General features: G+C 71.7%; 17 protein-coding genes. 7 read left to right on the top strand and 10 right to left on the bottom strand.

The features are described from left to right. Positions 1-76 precede the first annotated feature (76 nt). Entirely contained in the window at positions 77-1,108 is a 1,032-nt protein-coding gene (locus ACIPTO_RS33130) for a 7-epi-alpha-eudesmol synthase (protein ID WP_366324245.1), read from the top strand. 67 nt (positions 1,109-1,175) lie between these two features. Here ACIPTO_RS33130 and ACIPTO_RS33125 read toward each other — a convergent pair whose 3' ends face one another. The 5 genes from ACIPTO_RS33125 to ACIPTO_RS33105 are packed head-to-tail and all read right to left on the bottom strand — an operon-like array spanning position 1,176 to position 5,496. Continuing rightward, a complete protein-coding gene (locus ACIPTO_RS33125) occupies positions 1,176-2,429 on the bottom strand; it encodes a cytochrome P450 (RefSeq protein ID WP_401198278.1) in 1,254 nt (417 codons plus the stop codon). Continuing rightward, positions 2,426-3,034, bottom strand: a complete 609-nt coding sequence (locus ACIPTO_RS33120; RefSeq protein WP_366324241.1) for an ATP/GTP-binding protein — start codon at positions 3,032-3,034, stop codon at positions 2,426-2,428. The genes ACIPTO_RS33125 and ACIPTO_RS33120 overlap by 4 nt, the downstream gene beginning before the upstream one ends. Continuing rightward, on the bottom strand, positions 3,015-3,386 hold the full coding sequence (locus tag ACIPTO_RS33115) for a DUF742 domain-containing protein (RefSeq protein WP_366324240.1): 372 nt from the start codon (positions 3,384-3,386) through the stop codon (positions 3,015-3,017). The genes ACIPTO_RS33120 and ACIPTO_RS33115 overlap by 20 nt, the downstream gene beginning before the upstream one ends. After that, positions 3,383-3,793 carry a roadblock/LC7 domain-containing protein gene (locus tag ACIPTO_RS33110; protein WP_366324238.1) on the bottom strand — a complete coding sequence of 137 codons (411 nt, stop codon included), beginning with the start codon at positions 3,791-3,793 and terminating at the stop codon, positions 3,383-3,385. Before ACIPTO_RS33110 ends, ACIPTO_RS33115 begins: the two co-directional genes overlap by 4 nt. After that, positions 3,790-5,496: an ATP-binding protein gene (locus tag ACIPTO_RS33105; protein WP_401198275.1), complete on the bottom strand. Its 1,707-nt coding sequence runs from the start codon at positions 5,494-5,496 to the stop codon at positions 3,790-3,792. Before ACIPTO_RS33105 ends, ACIPTO_RS33110 begins: the two co-directional genes overlap by 4 nt. A 255-nt stretch (positions 5,497-5,751) precedes the next feature. Between ACIPTO_RS33105 and ACIPTO_RS33100 the strand changes: the two genes are divergently transcribed. Together ACIPTO_RS33100 and ACIPTO_RS33095 are read left to right on the top strand one after the other, a co-directional pair. Then, a complete protein-coding gene (locus ACIPTO_RS33100) occupies positions 5,752-6,114 on the top strand; it encodes a DUF1304 domain-containing protein (protein WP_366324234.1) in 363 nt (120 codons plus the stop codon). Next, entirely contained in the window at positions 6,111-6,674 is a 564-nt protein-coding gene (locus ACIPTO_RS33095; protein ID WP_401198273.1) for a TetR/AcrR family transcriptional regulator, read from the top strand. Before ACIPTO_RS33100 ends, ACIPTO_RS33095 begins: the two co-directional genes overlap by 4 nt. A 14-nt stretch (positions 6,675-6,688) precedes the next feature. Here the strand turns inward: ACIPTO_RS33095 and ACIPTO_RS33090 are convergent, their stop codons facing one another. Next, positions 6,689-7,636: a helix-turn-helix domain-containing protein gene (locus ACIPTO_RS33090; RefSeq protein WP_366324230.1), complete on the bottom strand. Its 948-nt coding sequence runs from the start codon at positions 7,634-7,636 to the stop codon at positions 6,689-6,691. A 71-nt stretch (positions 7,637-7,707) separates the two neighbouring features. On the opposite strand from ACIPTO_RS33090, the gene ACIPTO_RS33085 reads away from it, so the two are divergent. Continuing rightward, positions 7,708-8,658, top strand: a complete 951-nt coding sequence (locus ACIPTO_RS33085; RefSeq protein ID WP_366324228.1) for an NADP-dependent oxidoreductase — start codon at positions 7,708-7,710, stop codon at positions 8,656-8,658. Positions 8,659-8,695: 37 nt separating this feature from the next. Here ACIPTO_RS33085 and ACIPTO_RS33080 read toward each other — a convergent pair whose 3' ends face one another. Both ACIPTO_RS33080 and ACIPTO_RS33075 read right to left on the bottom strand, forming a co-directional pair. Further along, on the bottom strand, positions 8,696-9,802 hold the full coding sequence (locus tag ACIPTO_RS33080) for an NAD(P)-dependent alcohol dehydrogenase (RefSeq protein WP_401198271.1): 1,107 nt from the start codon (positions 9,800-9,802) through the stop codon (positions 8,696-8,698). A gap of 91 nt (positions 9,803-9,893) precedes the next feature. Next, a complete protein-coding gene (locus ACIPTO_RS33075; RefSeq protein WP_401198269.1) occupies positions 9,894-11,348 on the bottom strand; it encodes an aldehyde dehydrogenase family protein in 1,455 nt (484 codons plus the stop codon). A 130-nt stretch (positions 11,349-11,478) separates the two neighbouring features. Between ACIPTO_RS33075 and ACIPTO_RS33070 the strand changes: the two genes are divergently transcribed. Together ACIPTO_RS33070 and ACIPTO_RS33065 are read left to right on the top strand one after the other, a co-directional pair. Then, positions 11,479-11,940: a MarR family winged helix-turn-helix transcriptional regulator gene (locus tag ACIPTO_RS33070; RefSeq protein WP_401198267.1), complete on the top strand. Its 462-nt coding sequence runs from the start codon at positions 11,479-11,481 to the stop codon at positions 11,938-11,940. 178 nt (positions 11,941-12,118) lie between these two features. Then, the gene (locus ACIPTO_RS33065) at positions 12,119-12,499 is read left to right on the top strand and encodes an anti-sigma factor antagonist (protein WP_366324221.1); all 381 of its coding nucleotides are present in this window, start codon (positions 12,119-12,121) and stop codon (positions 12,497-12,499) included. Between the two features lie 15 nt (positions 12,500-12,514). Here the strand turns inward: ACIPTO_RS33065 and tuf are convergent, their stop codons facing one another. Together tuf and ACIPTO_RS33055 are read right to left on the bottom strand one after the other, a co-directional pair. Further along, positions 12,515-13,708 carry an elongation factor Tu gene (gene tuf / locus ACIPTO_RS33060; RefSeq protein ID WP_401198265.1) on the bottom strand — a complete coding sequence of 398 codons (1,194 nt, stop codon included), beginning with the start codon at positions 13,706-13,708 and terminating at the stop codon, positions 12,515-12,517. Positions 13,709-13,763: 55 nt separating this feature from the next. Further along, on the bottom strand, positions 13,764-14,717 hold the full coding sequence (locus tag ACIPTO_RS33055; protein WP_366324218.1) for a ribose-phosphate pyrophosphokinase: 954 nt from the start codon (positions 14,715-14,717) through the stop codon (positions 13,764-13,766). A gap of 195 nt (positions 14,718-14,912) precedes the next feature. On the opposite strand from ACIPTO_RS33055, the gene otr(A) reads away from it, so the two are divergent. Then, positions 14,913-16,772: a tetracycline resistance ribosomal protection protein Otr(A) gene (gene otr(A) / locus ACIPTO_RS33050; RefSeq protein ID WP_401198263.1), complete on the top strand. Its 1,860-nt coding sequence runs from the start codon at positions 14,913-14,915 to the stop codon at positions 16,770-16,772. Positions 16,773-16,801 lie beyond the last annotated feature (29 nt).

Raw genomic sequence — 16,801 nt, 5'->3', positions numbered from 1 at the left:
TCGAGGGCGCGGGCGGTCGAGAGGACCGCCCGCTCGCAGGGGGGACTCAGTGTTCCGTCTCCCGAAAGGAAAGCGCATGCCCCAGGACGTCACCTTCGACCTCCCCTTCGACACCCCCGTCAGCGATCACCTGGAGTACGCCCGGGCCCGCCATCTGCGCTGGATCTGGGACATGGGCCTGGTGCGCAGTCAGGCCGGGTTCGAGGAGTACCGGTCGTGGGATCTCCCGCAGGCCGCGGCCCGCACCTATCCGCACGCGTCGCCCGCGGACATGGTCGTCCTGATGAACTGGTTCTCACTGGCGTTCCTCTTCGACGACCAGTTCGACGCGAGCCGGCCGGACCGCGCCGACCGCGTGCTGGAGGTGGCGCGGGAGCTGATCGTCACGCCGTTGCGTCCGACGGGCAGCAGGCCCCGGGTGGTCTGCCCGATCACCGTGGCCTGGGCGCAGGTGTGGGACCACCTCTCGGATGGCATGTCCCTGACCTGGCAGACCCGGTTCGCCGCGTCCTGGGGCCGGTTCCTGGTGGCCCACTGCGAGGAGGTCGACCTCGCGGCACGGGGCATCGCGGGCACCCTGGACCTCGCCGAGTACACCGAGTTCCGGCGCCGCACGGTCGGCATCCACCACAGCATCGACGCCGGCGAACGCAGCCGGGGCTTCGAGGTCCCGGCCCAGGTGCAGGCCCACCCGCTGATGGAACGCATGCGTGACCTGGCCGCCGACACCATCGGCTTCATGAACGACATCCACTCCTTCGAGCGCGAGCGGCGCCGGGGGGACGGCCACAACCTGATAGCCGTGCTCCACCGGGAGCGCGGCCTGTCCTGGGAGGCGGCGGCCGACGAGGCCTACCGCATGACGAACGCCCGCCTCACCGAGTACCTGGAGCTGGAGGCCCAAGTCCCGCAGATGTGCGACGAGTTGAGCCTCACCCAGGACGAGCGCGTCCGGGTCCGCCAGGGTGTGGAGGCCATCCAGCACTGGATCAACGGCAACTACGAATGGGCACTGGTCTCGGGCAGGTACACGGCGGGGAAGGAGGGCCCGGCGGCAACGGCCGAACGGGCGGGCAGGGGTTCGGTGGACGACTTGCTGGCCGTCTGATCCGAGGGCACGCTGCCCGGCCGGGGGCCGGGCAGCCGCTTCTCTCGGAGTGCGGCGGACCGGCGGCTCACACCGCGAACTCGACCGGCAGACAGTCCAGTCGGGACTCCCACGTGGACGCCGTGGAGGTCAGCTCCTCGACCGGCACGCCCAGCCGCAGCCCCGGCAGCCGGTGCAGCAGCACATCCACTCCGACCTCCAGGATCGCCTGCCCGATGCTCTGCCCCGGGCACTCGTGCGGTCCCGAACTGAACGCCAGATGCGACTGGTTGCCCTGCACGGAGACCTCCGCGTCGGGCCGCACCTCGGGATCGACGTTCCCGGCGGTGAGCCCGAGGACGAGCAGATCCCCCTCCTCGATCCGATGCCCGCCGAGTTCGAGATCCGCCGTGGCGAACCGCCCCGGCAGCACGGCCAACGGCGGTGAGTCCCACATGACTTCCTCCACCACCGCCGACACGGTCAGCTGCCCGCTGACCAGCCCGGAGAGCCGTGAGGTGTCGGTGAGGATCCGCTGCAGCACCCGGGCCAGCAGATTGCTCGTGGTGGTGTGCGCGGCGATCAGCACCAGCCGCAGATGCATGACGACCTCGTCCGGGTCGAGCCCCGCGGGGTGCTGGAGCAGCGCGGTGGTGAAGTCGGAGGCCGGCTCCGCCCGCTTGCGCTCGGCGAGTCCGGCGAGGATCTCGATGATGCGGTCGTTGTGCAGCAGGGCGTCCTCCCCGCCCTTCAGCACCTGCGCGCTGGACTCGACGAGCCGGTTCCCGTCCGCCGCCGGAAGTCCCAGAATCCGGGTCAGCACGAGCATCGGCAGGTACTCGGCGTAGTCCGCGACCAGATCGGCCCGGCCCGCGTCCGCGAACGCGTCGATCTGCCTGTTGGCGAAGTAGGTCGCGTGCCGCCGCACGCCCCGCCCGGACGCCGCCAGCAGCCCGTCGGTCACCGCACCGCGCAGCCGGCGATGCGGTTCCCCGTCCTGGGAGACGCAGTCGGGCCGCCAGCCGACCATCGGCATGATCGGTGAGGTGTCCGCGACCCGTCCCTCCCGCCAGTCCCGCCAGATCCGCGCGTCCCGGGTGAACTGCCGGGGCGTGTCCAGCACCCGCCGGTTGTCGCGGTACCCGAGGACCAGCCAGGCCGGGACGTCGCCCTCCAGCAACACCGGTGCCACGGAGCCGTGTTCCTCGCGCAGTCGCTCGTAGATGGCGCGCGGATCGGTCGCCGCCTCCGGCCCGTAGAGCCGGGTGAGGCCGTCGCCCGTGCCGTGCGCGACGGGGCAGCCGCGCGGGGCGTCCGGGCCGTTCACAGCCTGCTCGGTCATCGGGGCTCCAGTGCGACGACGGCCGCGCGGTCCTTCAAGTGCCGTATCAGCGCGACGAGTACATCGCGGCTTGAGGAACGGACGCGGGCGTCGAAGGCCACGACCGGGATGTCCGGCGCGATGTCGAGGGCGTCCCGGATCTCGTCGACCGGGAACTCCGGGGAGTCCGGGAAGATGTTCAGCGCGATGACGAACGGGACGTCCTGCCGCTCCATCTCCTCGATCGCCCGGAAACTGGACGCGAGCCGGCGGGTGTCGACGAGGACGACCGCGCCGAGCGCGCCCTTGAACAGGCCGTTCCACAGGAACCAGAACCGCTCCTGGCCCGGCGTGCCGAACAGGTAGAGGACGAGTTCGTCGCTGATGCCGATCTTGCCGAAGTCGAGGCTGACGGTGGTCTCCGCCTTGTCGGCCACCCCGATCAGCCGGTCGTCGCCCGCGCTCGCCTCGGTGAGGGTCTCCTCGGTGGTGAGCGGCTTGATGTCACTGACCGACCGGACCATCGTGGTCTTCCCGGTACCGAAACCGCCGGCGATCATCACCTTCACCGAGCGGGTGCCGCCACCGGCCGGGAACCCGGGCCGGTCAAAGCCTTTGAAGTCCACTGAGTACCTCCTCAAGGAGCGCGAGGGCGGGCCCGCCACCGGTGTCGTGCGCCGGGACGGGGTGGCGGGCCTCGACGCGGTCCGCCTCCAGCAGGTCCGCCAGCAGCACCGCGAGAATGTTGAAGGGCAGCCCGAGGTGGGCACCGAGCTCGGCCACCGACAGCGGCTGGCGGCAGCGCCGGAGGATCTCCTCGTGCTCGTGCTGCATGCCCGGGACGGGCGTGGCGCGGGAGACGATGAGGGTCGCCACGTCGAGGTTCGACGCCGAGCCGCCCGGTCCGCTGCGTCCCCCGGTGAGGACGTAGTAACGCTCCAGACCGGACGGATCGGTCGGAGGGCGGGGAGCACTCATCCAGAGTGCTCGTCCAGGCGCGCGGTGGTGCCGAGGAGTTCACCCATCCTGCGGGCCATGTCCCGCATCTGGTGTCCGAGGAGGCCCTGGTCGAGGCCCTCCCGCGCCAGGACGCCGAGATACGTCTCCACACCGGCGCGGACGACGAAGAGATGGCCGCCGTCGACTTCGATCATCGCCAGCCGCAACTGCCCGGCATAGGTGGGGAACTGCTCGGCGACCGGCTGGGCCAGCGCCTGCAGTCCGGCCACCACGGCCGCGAAGCGGTCCACGTCGTCGGGGTCCTCCGCGCCGAACGAGGTGATCGCCTTGCCGTCGCTGGAGGCCACGAGGGCGAAGCGGATCTCCGGGATGCTCTCCACCAGATCGCGGAGTGCCCAGCTCACGTCGGTTCCCTGTTGCGTCATGCGGACTCGTCGCTCTCTTCAGTGCTGTGCTCGGTGAACTCGCGGCCTGCGGACGCCGGTTCCTCCCCCGCGGTCTCCCGGCCGGCCGTGGCGAAGGCCGCCAGACCGGCGAAGGAGGCGTCCGGCGGCACGACGGAGACGGCCATCTCCCCGGTCCGCGCTGCCTGTTGGGCCCGCGTCGGCTCGCCGCGCCTGCTGCGGCGCCTGGGCAGCCCGCCGGGTGTGGTGTCCTCCGCCCCGGCGGTCCCGGCCGGGCTCCCGTCGCCCGGTACGCGTGTCGTCGCGGCGGTTCCGGCGGGCTGGGACGGCGCGGTTCCGGTCGGGGCGGACGGGGGCAGCCGGCTGAAGAACTTGTGCGGTACGACGACGACCACCGAGGTGCCGAGCCACGGCGAGTCCGCGAAGGTGACGCGGATGCCGTAGCGGCGGGCGAGGGTGCCGACGACGCGCAGGCCGATGCTGGCGTCCTCCGAGACACCGCCGAGTCCGGGTCCGGCACCGGTGCCCGCGAGGGCCTGCTCGGCCTCGCGCCGGGACTCCTCGCTGAGGCCCTTGCCGGAGTCCTGGATCTCGATGCCGACGCCGTTCGGGACCTCCTTGCCGGAGACGATGACCGGCTCGGTGGGCGGCGAGTAGCGGGCCGCGTTGTCGAGGAGGTGGGCGAAGATGAGGGTGAGGTGGTCCACCAGCCCGCCGTCGACGCCGAGTTCGGGCAGATGGCGTACGTCGACGCGGTGGAAGTCCTTGACGCGGCCGATGCCGCCGCGCACCACGCTCAGCAGCCGCTGCGGTTCCTGCCACTGCCGGCCGGGCCGGTCCGAGCCGCCGAGGACACCGATGCTGGCGGCGAGGCAGTCGGCGGGGCCGATCTCCTGGTCCAGTTCCATCAGACCGCCGGCGACGGCGGGCAACCGCCCGTGCTCGCCCTGGAGTTCGTGCAGCCGGCCGCGCAGCTTGCTGGTCAGTACGTGGATGCGGTTGCCGATGCTGATGACGGCCTGCTCGGCGGCGGTGGAGCGGTTGAACTCCTCCTCGACGCCGATGAGCGAGGTCCGCAGCACCTTGCGCAGTTCGGCCTGGAGTTCGGCGCCGACCTTCGCGCACCCACTCGCAGCCGGCAGCAGGTCGTCGATGGCGTCACCGGCGCGTAACTGCACCAGCGCTTCCGGGAGTTGTTCGTCGGCGAGCCGGGCCACGGCGGCGAGCTGGTGGGCCAGCTGTTCCTGCCACACCTCGGCCTGGTCGGCGAGCTGCGCCTCGTAGGACGCGGCCTGGTCGGTCAGCCGCTCCTCGTACGCCCGTTGCTGTTCGGCGAGTTGGGTCTCGTAGGCGCCGGACCGGTCGGCGATCCGCGCCTCGTACACGCCGGAGTGCTCGGTCAGCTGCGCCTCCAGCGCGGCGCGCTCGGCGCTGAACTTCCGCTCCAGGACGGTCACATGCTGTTGCCACTGCCGGGAGTGCTCGGCCTGCGCGGTGCGGAAATCGCTTTCGGTTCGGCGCAGTCGAGCCTGGCTCCGGACGAGAAGTCGTACACAGACGGCACTGGCCGCCGTGGCCGCCGCTCCGGCCGCGGTCGCGGTGATCCGCTCCGGGCTCATGAACGTGGCGGCGACCGTCCCACCGCCCAGGGCCAGCGGCATCAGCCACCAGCCGTACCAGGCGACAGGGGCCCGCGCCGCCGGTGGCGGAGTGGCGAGTTCCATCTGCATCCTTCGAAGCGACACGAACGTACGGGGGTGCGAGGACAGAACGCACTCAGGAGGACGCACCACGAGCCGACCGGTCACGATCACGTCAACTCGCTGCGCCGCAGGGGAGCTTATCGGGTTTGAACAGCAAAAGATCAACCTCGATGCCGTGCGGAAGTGAGGGTTCCGTCACGCTCCGAGAAGTCCGAACATGGACAGGTGTCCAGCTATAGTGGACACCTGTCCAAGACTACGAGGAGTCGATCGATCATGGAAACGCTCGCGAACGTACTGGTCGGACTGGTCGCCGCGCTGCACGTCTACATCCTGGTGCTGGAAATGTTCCTGTGGACGAAGAAGCCCGGGCGCGGACTGCACGGCTTCGATGCCGACATGGCGAGAGCCACCGCGCCGCTGGCGGCCAACCAGGGCCTGTACAACGGCTTCCTCGCCGCGGGCCTCGTCTGGGGCCTGATCGCCGCCGACCCGACGGGCTTCCGCGCCCAGGTGTTCTTCCTCGGCTGCGTCGTGATCGCGGGCGTCTACGGCGCGGCGACGGCGAACCGGCGCATCCTCTTCGCCCAGGCACTGCCCGGCGCGGTCGCCCTGGCCGCCGTCCTGATCGCCCGGTGAGCCGCGCCGAGCCCGAGGACCGGCGGGCCGCCCGCACCCGGGCACGGCTGCGCCAGGCCCTCCTCGACGAGTGCGCCGAACACCCCCTGGCGGAGGTCGGCGTCGCCGCCCTGGTACGCCGGGCCGGGGTCGGCCGGGCCACGTTCTACGTCCACTACGACGGCCTGGAAGCGCTTGCGGTCGACGCCTGCGCGGATGTCGTACGGGAGGCGGTGGAGGCGTTGCACGCGTGGCGCGGCCGGCCCGATCCGGTGCACGCGCCGCCCGCGCTGCCGGAGTTCTTCGCCGGGCTGCAACCCCACGCGGCTCTGTACCGCGCCCTGTTGAGCCCCGGCGGCGGTGGCCCGCTCGGCCGGGTGCTGCACCGGGACCTGCGCGCCTACAGCCTGCGCGAGCGCGAACTCGCGGGCGCGGCGGACGCCCCGCTGGTCGCCTCCGCCGTCGCGGGCACGTTCGGCGGGGTCCTCGCCGACTGGCTGCACGGGCTGCTGGAGGGCACACCGGAGGAAATCGCCGACCAGGTCTGGCAGTTGCTGGTCACTCTGCACAGGAGCCGGTGACGCGGGCCCGACGGTCAGCGGGCCTCCTGGAACGTACGGCGGTACGCCTGCGGGGACACTCCGATCGCCGCGTGCAGGTGCTGCCGCAGGGACGCGCCCGTCGCGAAGCCGACGCGGCCGGCGATCTGGTCGACCGACAGGTCGCTCGCCTCCAGGAGGTCGCGGGCCCGGGCGACCCGCTGCTGGATGAGCCAGCGGCCGGGGCTGAGGCCCACCTCGTCGTTGAAGCGGCGGGCGAAGGTGCGCAGGCTCATCCCGGCGTGCCGGGCCAGGTCGGACAGGGCGAGCGGTTCGTCGAGCCGGGTGAGGGCCCAGTCGCGGGTGGCGGCCGTGCTGGTGACCCCGGGTTCGGGCACCGGCTGCTGGATGTACTGGGCCTGGCCGCCGTCGCGGAACGGCGGGACGACACAGCTGCGGGCGACCGCGTTGGCGACCTCGCTGCCGTGGTCCGTGCGCACGATGTGCAGGCAGATGTCCACGCCGGAGGCCGCACCCGCGGAGGTGAGGATCCGGCCGTCGCGCACGAACAGCACGTCCGGGTCCAGGTCGACCTGCGGGTACAGCGCCCGGAAGCGGTCGACGACCTGCCAGTGGGTGGTGGCCCGGCGGCCGTCGAGGAGTCCGGCGGCGGCGAGCACGAACGCGGCCGTGCAGATCGACACGATCCGCGCGTCCGGGCGGATCCGGGCCAGGGCGGCGGCGACCTCGGCGGGCAGCCCGGCCGGGATGTCCGGGGTGGCCATCGAGGCGACCACGACCGTGTCCGCCGTCTCCAGGATCTCGGGTCCGTGCTCCACGGCGACGGAGAAGTCGGCGTTGGTGCGCACCGGACGGCCGTCGACCGTGCAGGTCAGCACCTCGTAGCGGCCGCCGGCCGCGCCGAAGATACGGCTGGGGATGCCCAGCTCGAAGGGGTAGACGCCGTCGAGCGCCAGGACCACGACTCGTTCCACACGCTGCATGGCACGATCGTATCGAATGTTGGCCATCGTGCCATTTTCTTGTCGTGCGGGACCCGGCAGGCTGACTGACCATGAGCACTGTGAACACCATGCGCGTCATCACACAGAACGTCCTCGGCGGTCCCGAGGTCCTGGAAGAAGCACAGGTCGAGCGGCCCGCGCCGCGCGCCAACGAGATCCTGATCCGGGTCCGCGCCGCCGGACTCAACCCCACCGACTGGAAGCACCGGGCCAACGGCGGCTTCCTCGGCGAGCCCCCCTTCGTCCTCGGCTGGGACGTCTCCGGCGTCGTCGAGGCCGTCGGCGTCGGGGTCGCCCGGTTCCAGCCGGGCGACGAGGTCTTCGGGATGCTGTCGTACCCGTGGGGCCACGGCTCCCACGCCGAGTACGTCGCCGCCCCGGCCCGCGCCTTCGTCCACAAGCCCGCCGGGATCGACCACGTCCAGGCGGGCGCCCTGCCCCTGGTCTCGCTGACCGCGTGGCAGGCACTCGTCGAGAACGCCCGGCTCCAGCCGGGCCAGCGGGTGCTGATCCACGCGGCGGCCGGCGGGGTCGGCCATGTGGCCGTGCAGATCGCGAAGGCGCACGGCGCCCACGTGATCGGCACGGCGAGCGCGGGCAAGCACGACTTCCTGCGTGAACTCGGCGTCGACGAGGCGATCGACTACCGGGAGACCGACTTCGCGGAGGCCGTGAAGGACATCGACGTCGTCCTGGACACCCTCGGCGGCGAGACGGCGGTCAAGTCGCTGCGCGTGCTGCGGCCGGGCGGGGTCGTCGTGTCGATCATCCCGGTCGGCTCGGCGGAGTTCCCCGAGGAGGCCGAGCGGCTCGGTGTGCGGGCGGTCAGGATGCTCGTCGACGCCGACCGCGCCGACATGGAGTCGGTCGCGGAACTCGTCGAGGCGGGCAAGCTGCGGGCGACGGTGGCGCGGACGTTCCCGCTGGCCGAGGCCGCCGAGGCACACGCGCTCGGCGCCACCGGCCGCACCGCGGGCAAGCTGGTGCTGACGGTCGACTGACGCACCAGGACGGCGCGGGCCGGTGCTGGCCGGTACGTCAGAAGGTCAGCACCGGCTTGATCGCCCTGCCCGCGCTCATGTCCCGCACGGCCCGGTCGATCTCCGCGAACGGATACGTGGTGATCAGGCGGTGCAGCGGCAGCCGCCCCGCCTTCACCAGGCGCACCAGCGCGGGGAGGAAGCTCTGGGTCTCGCTGTCGCCGAGGGTGAGGCCGACGATCCGCCTCCCGGGGAGCAACCCGTTGACGTCCAGGGCGACTTCGCTGCCGAACGGCGGCGCCCCCACGACGACCAGCGTGCCCCGGGCGGCGAGCGCGTCGGCGCCCTGACGGAGGACACCGACGTTGCCGGTCGTCTCGACGATGCCGTCGGCTCCCGCGTCCCCGGTGAGGCCGCGCAGCACCTCCGGAAGGCTCTCCTCGGCGGGGTCGACCGTGTGGGTGGCGCCCAACTCCCGTGCCAGTTGCAGCCGTTCGGCGACCCGGTCGACGGCGATGATCGTGGTGGCCGGGGTGAGCGCCGCGGCCATCACCGCCGAGAGTCCGACCGCTCCGGCGCCGAGCACGACGATCACATCGCCGAGCCGGGGCTTCAGGACGTTCCAGACGGCGCCGACACCCGTCTGGACTCCGCAGCCCAGCGGGGCGATCGACTCCAGCGGCACGTCCGGGTCGACCTTCACCAGGCCGCGTTCGTCGGCCAACGCCCGCTCCGCGAAGGAGGACTGGCCGAAGAAGTGGCCACCCAGCGGCTCGCCGTCGCGGCTGAGGGTGCTGCTGCCGTCGGCGCGGCGACCGCCGACGAGGTTCAGCGGGAGCCAGGTCGCGCAGTAGGCGGGGTGCCCGCCACGGCAGTTGCGGCAGTCGCCGCACGAGGTGAACGACAGGACGACATGGTCGCCGGGCGCGACCCGGGTGACGGCCGCACCGACCTCCTCGACGACACCGGCGCCCTCGTGGCCGAGAACTCCCGGCAGCGGAAAGGGCAGTCCGCCGCTCGCCACGCCGAGGTCCGTGTGGCACAGCCCTGTCGCGACGACCCGGACGAGCACCTCGTGCGGTCCCGGCTCGGCCAGTTCGACGGCGGCGAGGGTGAAGGGCGCGCCGCCCGACTCGACGACGGCCGCGCGCGTGGTGGTGGGCATCGTACGAACTCCTATGTATGCGTGGTGAGTTGAGGTGACGGGCTGCCATGGTCGCGGTGGCCGGCCCGGCCGGCCGGTGCGAGGTGTCCGGTCAGTCGAGGGAGACGACGACGGACTTGGTACGGGTGTACGCGGCGAGGCCCTCGGGGCCGTACTCGCGGCCGAAGCCGGAGGCCTTGACGCCGCCGAAGGGGACGTTCGGGTCGAGCATCGCCCAGTCGTTGATCCAGACGATGCCCGCCTGGAGCCGGGCGGCGACGCGGTGGGCGCGGGCGAGGTTGCCGGTCTGGACGCCCGCGGCGAGGCCGTAGGGCGTGGAGTTGGCGAGCGCGACGGCTTCGTCCTCGGTGTCGAAGGGCTGCACGGTGAGGACCGGGCCGAAGATCTCCTCCTGGACCACCCGGGAGTCGGCGGCGAGGTCGGCGAGGACGGTGGGCTTGTAGTAGTAGCCGCCGTCCAGGTCGAGGCGTTCGCCGCCGCAGACGATGCGGGCGCCTTCCTTGCGGGCGAGGTCGACGTACTCCTCGACCTTGCGCAGGTGCCGCTCCCCCGCCATGGGTCCGACGACGGTCCCGGGCAGCCGCGGGTCGCCGACCGGGACGCCGGGGACGGCGTCGGCGAGGATGCCGAGGAGGGTGTTGTGGACCGGGCGTGCGACCAGCAGGCGGGGGCCGCCCATGCAGAACTGCCCGCTGTTGAAGACGAATCCCTTGATGACCGCGGCGACGGCCTTCTCCAGGTCGGCGTCCTCGAAGACGAGGTGGGCCGCGTTGCCGCCGAGTTCCATGGTGACGGGTGTGAGGTTCTCGCCGGCGACGCTCGCGGCGTGCCGGCCGACGGCGGTGGAGCCGGTGAAGGCGATCTTGTCGACGCCGGTGTGCCGCAGCAGGGCCTCGCCGGCGACCGGCCCCGCGCCCGTGACGACGTTGACGACGCCGTCCGGCACTCCGGCCCGCTGGAGCAGCCCGGCCATGTGGAGGGCGCTGAGCGGGGTCTCGTCGGCGGGCTTGTGGACCACGGTGTTGCCGGCCGCGAGGGCGGGGGCGAGTTTCGAACCGGCCAGAATCAGCGGGAAGTTGAAGGGCGTGATCGCGGCCACGACCCCGAGCGGCTCGCGCCGGGTGTAGGCGAGCGCGTTGAGGGGGGTGTCCCGGGTCGAGCCGTCCAGGGAGAAGGCGAGGGCGGCGTAGTGCTCGTAGTCGTTGGCCGCGTTCGTGACGTCGACGGCGTGGCACAGGGTGATGGGTTTGCCCACGTCGAGGCTCTCCAGCTCGGCCAGTTCGTTTGCGTTCTCGCGGATCAGCTCGGCGACGCGGTGCAGGATCCGGCCGCGTTCCCGGCCGCTGAGCCCGGACCAGTGGCCGCCGTCGAAGGCCTCTCGGGCGGCACGGACGGCCGCGTCCACGTCGGCGGGGCCCGCCTCGGCGACCGTGGTGATCACCCGGCCCCGGGACGGGTCGACCACCTCCGTGCGCGCTCCGTCGGCGGCCTCGCGCCACTGGCCTCCGATGAACAGGCGGCCGGGTCCGGTCTCGAAGGCGGTCATCGCCACTCCTCAGCATCGTTGCCAGGACTCTCGTCGCTAAGACTTCAACAAACAGGATTCCTGTTGGTTCAGCGTCTGTTCCGCAGTCTCATTACGGACAGGTTTCCTGTCAATGCTCTAGGGTGAATCCATGGCTGAACCCCAGGCTGGATCTCTCGTCGGCGCCCACCCGACCAAGGCACCCCCCTCCCTGCTGTACATGGTCAAGCAGGTGGAGCTGGTCGTCCGCTCCCGGCTCGACGAGCTGGTCAGGCCGCAGGGGATCACCGCGCTCCAGTACACCGCGCTCACCGTCCTGGAGCGGCACGACGGCCTGTCCGCCGCCCAGCTGGCTCGGGACTCCTTCGTCACCGCGCAGTCCATCGCCGATCTGGTGCGCTCCCTGGAGGGACGCGGACTGATCCGCCGGGAGCGCAATCCGCACAACCGGCGCGAGCTGCTGATCCTGCTCACCGGGGAGGGGCGCGCGCTGCTGGCGGACTGCGCAGAACCGGTCCGGGAGCTGGAGGAGCGGATGGTCGCGCAGCTCACGGCACATCAGAGCGAGCAGTTCCGGCAGGCGCTGTCCAAGGCGTGGCACGCCCTGTCGTAGGCCCGGGCGTGCGCCGGTCCGTGACTGCCGCGCACATCACAGAAAGCTCTGGCTCGATTCGAAGACATATGTCAATCGAACATGCTCAAATTCACTCCATCGAGGGTAACTTGCAGGGCGGGGAGCGCTTCTACGCTCAGCCCCGCTTCACCGAGGGCCGGTTGGAGGCGATGTGGTCGTGCAGCAGGAACCCGCGCCGCTGACCCGGCATCTGCGGATCCACACGGACCGCGGGTTCACGGTCCTGGAGTTCCGCGGGGAGATCGACATCGCCGCGGCGACGGAGATCCTGCCGTACCTGGACCGGGTGACGGCGCGGCCCCGCGCGCGGATCGTGATCGACCTGAGGCAGGTCGAGTTCTTCGACTGCTCGGGGCTGCGCCTGCTGTACCGGGCGCGGTACCGGGTGCTGGAGCGCGCCGGCCGGCTGCGCCTGGTCTGCACGCACCCGCTGACGCTGCGCATCCTGCGGGTCACCGGCCTCAACCGGCTGCTGCCGCCGCAGCCCACACTGGACGCGGCCCTGGAGCAGCCGGAGGCCGCGTCCGGCACGTCATGAGCCGTACGCGGGACACTACTTGAGGATCTTCGTGACCTGACCCGCGCCCACCGTCCGGCCGCCCTCGCGGATCGCGAACTTCAGCCCCTCCTCCATGGCGATGGGCTGGATCAGCTCGACGTGCAGGGTCGTGTTGTCGCCCGGCATGACCATCTCGGTGCCCTTCGGCAGGGTCACCACTCCGGTCACGTCGGTCGTGCGGAAGTAGAACTGCGGGCGGTAGTTGTGGAGGAAGGGCGTGTGCCGGCCGCCCTCGTCCTTGGACAGGATGTAGGCGCGGGCCTCGAACTCCGTGTGCGGGGTGACCGATCCGGGCTTGATGACGACCTGGCCGCGCTCGACGTCCTCGCGCTTGACCCCGCGCAGCAGCAGTCCGACGTTCTCGCCCGCCCGGCCCTCGTCGAGGAGTTTGCGGAACATCTCGATGCCGGTGACGGTCGTCCTCGTCTTCTGTTCGTGGATGCCGATGATCTCGACCTCGTTGTTGACCTTGAGGACCCCGCGCTCGATCCGGCCGGTGACGACCGTGCCGCGCCCGGTGATGGTGAAGACGTCCTCGACCGGCAGCAGGAAGGGCCGGTCCACGTCCCGTACCGGCTGGGGCACGAACTCGTCGACGGCGGCGAGGAGTTCGAGCACCGACGCGGTCCACTCCGGGTCGCCGTCGAGGGCCTTCAGCGCGGACACCCTGACGACCGGGAGCTCGTCGCCGGGGAACTCGTACTCGGTGAGCAGCTCCCGCACCTCCAGCTCGACGAGTTCCAGGATCTCCTCGTCGTCGACCATGTCCGTCTTGTTGAGGGCGACGACGATGTACGGGACCCCGACCTGCCGGGCCAGCAGGACGTGTTCCTTGGTCTGCGGCATGGGTCCGTCGGTGGCCGCGACGACGAGGATCGCGCCGTCCATCTGGGCGGCGCCGGTGATCATGTTCTTGATGTAGTCGGCGTGCCCGGGGCAGTCGACGTGGGCGTAGTGCCGGTGCTCGGTCTGGTACTCGACGTGGGCGATCGAGATGGTGATGCCGCGCTGCCGTTCCTCGGGCGCCTTGTCGATCTGGTCGAACGGCGTGAAGGGGTTGAGGTCGGGGAACCGGTCGTGCAGCACCTTCGTGATGGCCGCCGTGAGGGTGGTCTTGCCGTGGTCGATGTGACCGATGGTGCCGACGTTCACATGGGGTTTCGTCCGCTCGAACTTCGCCTTCGCCACGGCGAGTCCTCCTGATCGCCTCGGTGCTGCCGAGCGTTGCTCCGTCCCCTCATGTCTATTCGTTCGGCGGCGCGTCGAACAGGGCGCTTACGGACTCGCCGTTGTGGATGCGGCGGACGGCCTCGGCGAGCGCCGGGGCGATGGACAGGATGCGCAGCTTCTCGGTGCGCTCCGCCTCGGGCACCGGCACCGTGTTGGTGCAGACGATCTCCAGTACGTCCGGCTGCTCCCCGATCCGCTTGAGCGCGCCCGCCGCGAACAGGCCGTGGGTGCAGGCCACCCGGATCGAGCGCGGCCCCAACTCCCGCAGCCGGTCCAGGAGTTCGAGGACGGTGCTGCCCTTGGCGATCTCGTCGTCCAGGACGATGACGTCCCGGTCGGCGATGTCGCCGATGACGGAGCTGATGACGACCCGGTCGTCCGCGTACCGCTGCTTGGCACCGGCGGCCACCTGGGCGCCGATCAGCCGGGCGAAGGCGGCGGCCTCCTTGGCGTTGCCGAGGTCCGGGGAGACGACGGTGGTGCGGGAGAGGTCGTACTGCCGGAAGTGCGCGGCCAGTTCGCGCAGGGCGTGCAGATGGTCGACCGGCACCGAGAAGAAGCCGTGCACCTGCGGCGAGTGCAGGGTCATCGCCAGGACGCGGCTCGCGCCCGCCGCGACCATCAGATCGGCGACCAGCCGGCCGCCGAGCGAGATGCGCGGGGCGTCCTTCTTGTCGGAGCGCGCGTAGGAGTAGTGCGGCATGACGACGGTGATCCGCGCGGCGGAGGCGCCGCGCGCCGCGTCGCACATCAGCAGCAGCTCGACGAGGTTCTCCTGCACCGGCTTGACGAGCGGCTGGATCAGGAAGACGTCCCGTTCCCGGCAGTTGGCCTGGAGCTGCACCTCAAGGCAGTCGTTGGCGAACCGGCTGACCCGGGTCGGGCTGAGCGGAACACCGAGATGCGCGCAGACCTCCTTCGCCAACTCGGGGTGGGCACTCCCGCTGAACACGGCGATGTCTCGCACGATCCGCTCCTCGCATGATCATTCCCGGCCGTGCCTCATGCTACTGACCCCGAAAACCGGTTGCGGACGGCCGGGCGGCGGGCGGCATGATGGCGCGGTCCGTGTCCTCTCCCGTCAGGAACCCTCAGATGCGCCGACTCCTCGGAATCCACCGGCTCCCCCACTGGACGACGGTTCTCGAGGACTCGACCACACATGCGCACCCTGAACATCGGCATTCTGGCCCACGTCGACGCGGGTAAGACCAGCCTCACCGAGCGGCTGCTGTTCGACCACGGCGCCATCGACCGGCTCGGCAGCGTCGACGCCGGCGACACCCGTACGGACGACGGCGCGATCGAGCGGCAGCGCGGGATCACCATCCGCTCGGCCGTCGCCGCGTTCACGTCCGGCGACACCCAGATCAACCTGATCGACACCCCGGGCCACTCGGACTTCATCGCGGAGGTCGAGCGCGCCCTGGAGGTGCTCGACGGCGCGGTCCTGCTGCTCTCCGCCGTGGAGGGCGTCCAGGCGCAGACGCGGGTCCTGATGCGGACCCTGCGGCGGCTCCGGCTGCCCACGCTCGTCTTCGTCAACAAGATCGACCGGGCGGGCGCCCGCGCCGAGGACCTGGTCGCGGAGGTCAGACGCCGGCTCACCCCGCACGTCGTGCCCCTCACGGACGTGACCGGCCCCGGCACGCCCGCGGCCCGGGTGCGGCTCAGGCCGCCCGGCGACCCGGACCTGGCCGAGGCGCTCGCGGATGTCGACCCGGACATCCTCAGGGCCCTCGTCGACGGCCCCCGCCCCACCCCGGACGACCTGTCCGCGTCTCTCGTCACCCGCACCGCCGACGGCTCGGTCCACCCCCTCCTGCACGGCTCGGCGCTCGGCGGCCAGGGTGTCCCCCAACTGGTCCAGCGGATCGTCCAGTTGATCCCGCCCTCACCCACCGGCACGGGCACCCCGAGGGGCACGGTCTTCGCGGTCCGCCCCGGCCCCGGCCGCGAACGGACGGCGTATCTGCGGCTCTACGCCGGTGAGGTGGCCCCGCAGCAGCGGCTCACGTTCCGCCGCCACGGCGCGGACGGGCGGACGGCCGAGGTCTCCGGGCGGGTCACGCGGCTCGACGTGATCGGCCGCGCCGGGCCGCTCACCGCCGGGAACATCGGGGCGCTGACCGGCCCGAAGGACATCCGGGTCGGTGACCGGCTCGGTGAACTCAGCGAGCGGGCACCGCAGTTCGCGCCGCCGACGCTGGAGACCGTGGTCCGGGCGAGGCAGCCGGAACGAGCGGCGGCGCTGCGGTCCGCGCTGCTCGCGCTGGCCGACCAGGACCCGCTGCTGCACGCGCGGCCCACCGCGTCCGGGGCGACCGTGCTGCTGCTGTACGGGGAGGTCCAGAAGGAGGTCGTCGCGGCCACGCTGGTCCAGGACTTCGGAATCGAGGCCGCCTTCGAGCCGAGCCGGGTGCGGTTCCTGGAACGCCCGGCCGGGACGGGTGAGGCCTGTGAGGAGTTCCCGTGGCACGACCACACCCACTACTGGGCGACGATCGGGCTGCGCGTCGACCCGGGCGGCCGGGGCTCCGGCGGGGTCTTCGCCTACGAGACCGAACTCGGCGCGCTGCCCAGGGCGTTGCACCAGGCGATCGAGGACACGGTCCACACGACGCTGCTCAGCGGTCTGCACGGCGCACCGGTGACGGACTACCGGGTCACCCTCACCCGCTCCGGGTACGCGGCACCGCTCAGCACGGCAGCCGACTTCCGCGGTCTCACCCCGATCGTGCTGCGCCGGGCGCTCGGGCTGGCGCGGACACGGCTGTACGAGCCGTACGTCGTGTTCGAGACGGAGGTCCCGGTGGACGCGCTCGCGCCGGTGACCGCGCGGCTCGCGTCCTGTCGCGCGGAGTTCGCGGGGACCACGGGAGGTGTCGGCTCCTGGGTGATCACCGGGGAGCTGCCGGCCCGGCGGGTGCGCGAGGTGGAAGTGGCCCTGCCCGGGCTCACGCGCGGTGAGGGAGTGTGGTGGTCGCGGCCGTCGGGCGATCGTGAACTGCGTTCCAACTGAGGGGTGTTCACGCCCTCGGGGGCAGGAAA

Origin of the sequence: Streptomyces sp. NPDC090083 (assembly GCF_044747445.1) — a bacterium.
In the GTDB taxonomy this organism is placed as follows: domain Bacteria; phylum Actinomycetota; class Actinomycetes; order Streptomycetales; family Streptomycetaceae; genus Streptomyces.
This window is presented reverse-complemented; position numbering and strand designations above follow the sequence as displayed.

Excerpts from the sequence above, each read along its gene's own strand:
- ACIPTO_RS33130 (WP_366324245.1), top strand. The coding sequence starts at position 77 with ATGCCCCAGGACGTCACCTTCGACCTCCCCTTCGACACCCCCGTCAGC.
- ACIPTO_RS33125 (WP_401198278.1), bottom strand. The coding sequence starts at position 2,429 with ATGACCGAGCAGGCTGTGAACGGCCCGGACGCCCCGCGCGGCTGCCCC.
- ACIPTO_RS33115 (WP_366324240.1), bottom strand. The coding sequence starts at position 3,386 with ATGAGTGCTCCCCGCCCTCCGACCGATCCGTCCGGTCTGGAGCGTTAC.
- ACIPTO_RS33110 (WP_366324238.1), bottom strand. The coding sequence starts at position 3,793 with ATGACGCAACAGGGAACCGACGTGAGCTGGGCACTCCGCGATCTGGTG.
- ACIPTO_RS33105 (WP_401198275.1), bottom strand. The coding sequence starts at position 5,496 with ATGGAACTCGCCACTCCGCCACCGGCGGCGCGGGCCCCTGTCGCCTGG.
- ACIPTO_RS33100 (WP_366324234.1), top strand. The coding sequence starts at position 5,752 with ATGGAAACGCTCGCGAACGTACTGGTCGGACTGGTCGCCGCGCTGCAC.
- ACIPTO_RS33090 (WP_366324230.1), bottom strand. The coding sequence starts at position 7,636 with ATGCAGCGTGTGGAACGAGTCGTGGTCCTGGCGCTCGACGGCGTCTAC.
- ACIPTO_RS33085 (WP_366324228.1), top strand. The coding sequence starts at position 7,708 with ATGAGCACTGTGAACACCATGCGCGTCATCACACAGAACGTCCTCGGC.
- ACIPTO_RS33080 (WP_401198271.1), bottom strand. The coding sequence starts at position 9,802 with ATGCCCACCACCACGCGCGCGGCCGTCGTCGAGTCGGGCGGCGCGCCC.
- ACIPTO_RS33075 (WP_401198269.1), bottom strand. The coding sequence starts at position 11,348 with ATGACCGCCTTCGAGACCGGACCCGGCCGCCTGTTCATCGGAGGCCAG.
- ACIPTO_RS33070 (WP_401198267.1), top strand. The coding sequence starts at position 11,479 with ATGGCTGAACCCCAGGCTGGATCTCTCGTCGGCGCCCACCCGACCAAG.